This is a genomic window from Luteibacter sp. P4_E6 (assembly GCF_056401535.1).
Window position 1 is genome coordinate 1 of sequence record NZ_JBFUJE010000824.1, and the last position, 1,245, is coordinate 1,245.

The 1,245-nt window shown below is 62.3% G+C and carries 3 protein-coding genes; 1 reads left to right on the forward strand and 2 read right to left on the reverse strand.

Annotation, left to right across the window (positions count from 1 at the left end):
* Nucleotides 1-416, reverse strand: a 416-nt coding sequence (locus AC1DT2_RS23815; protein ID WP_477299159.1) for an alpha/beta hydrolase, incomplete at its 3' end; no start/stop codon positions are given.
* A gap of 121 nt (nucleotides 417-537) precedes the next feature.
* Here AC1DT2_RS23815 and AC1DT2_RS23820 point away from each other — a divergent pair.
* Nucleotides 538-1,107 carry a hypothetical protein gene (locus AC1DT2_RS23820; RefSeq protein WP_477299161.1) on the forward strand — a complete coding sequence of 190 codons (570 nt, stop codon included), beginning with the start codon at nucleotides 538-540 and terminating at the stop codon, nucleotides 1,105-1,107.
* Between the two features lie 6 nt (nucleotides 1,108-1,113).
* On the opposite strand, the gene AC1DT2_RS23825 is transcribed toward AC1DT2_RS23820, so the two are convergent.
* A partial coding sequence (locus tag AC1DT2_RS23825) for a glutathionylspermidine synthase family protein (RefSeq protein WP_477299162.1) occupies nucleotides 1,114-1,245 on the reverse strand: 132 nt, incomplete at its 5' end.

The following is a 1,245-nucleotide window of genomic DNA, read 5'->3' on the forward strand; positions in this document are numbered from 1 at the left end:
AGGATCAACAGGCCAGCGAGTGTCTCGCGGTGACGAAGCCCCGCCGAGAGCGCCATGGCCCCGCCCTGCGAGAAACCGGCGAGGATGATGCGCGAGGCAGGCACACCGCGTTCTTCCTCGCGCGCGATCAAGGCTTCGACTTCATCGATGGACGCACGGATGCCTTCGGCATCCTGTTTGTCCGCGATGGCAAGCCCCTTGATGTCGTACCACGCACGCATGGGTGCACCGTTGTTGACCGTCACCGCACGCACCGGCGCGTGCGGGAAGACGAAGCGCACGCCGGGCCAGCTTGCGTCGACCAGCTCCGGCACGATGGGTGCGAAGTCGTTGCCGTCGGCGCCGAGGCCATGCAGCCAGATGACCGACCAGGTCGGCGACGGCTTCGTTTCGGTTTCGACGGTGGGCAAGGGCATGTGAGAACTCCGGGGTGCGAGAATCGATTATGTTACACGGCACTCGCGGTGGCTCCATGTGGGAGCCGATTCATCGGCGATGCTCTTGACGATCAATCGAACCACACCAGGGAAATGGGACATGCGACGAACTCTTGCATCGATGTTACTGATCCTGTCACTGGCCTTCGGCGCAACGACGACCGCGCAGACCGTGCTACCGACCGGCGGCCTCCCGCCCTGGCATTTCGGCATGTCGCCGCAGGAGGTCACCTCGCAGGTCGACGCCGGCCCGTACAAGTCGTTCACCAACGGCGACCTCGAGACCTATAACGGACTGTTCGATGGTCACAAGGAGAACGTGCAGTTCTTCTTCAAGGAGGGGAAGCTCGTCCGCATCGGCGTTTACCTTTACGAAGGCGAGGACATCAAGGCCGCCTCGAAGGTCTGGGCGACGACGTATCGCGCCCTGAAGGCGAAGTACGGTGCTGTCGAGCTCCCGGACATCACCTTCGATCCGCCGACCGCGACGCCTGAGCCCGATCTCGTCGGCATTGTCGCCGGAGGGAATGTACAGGTGACGGGCAAGTCGCAGATGGCGCCGTTCAACCAGCCATCCGACGCGTTCGTTTTCGCGAGTTTTAGCCGCGCGAATCCGGTCGGCCGCGTCACCTATTACGTCACCGTGATGTACGACCCGCCACATCATTGAGCGAAGTCAGCGAAACAAATGAGGCACGAAGCAGCTCGTATTGCGCGTAATACGATCGTCGTCTTCGCGTATCCCGATACCTGCCGGTTCGTCGCCGATCACCCACGAGCCGACCAGGGCATGACGGCCGTCGAATAC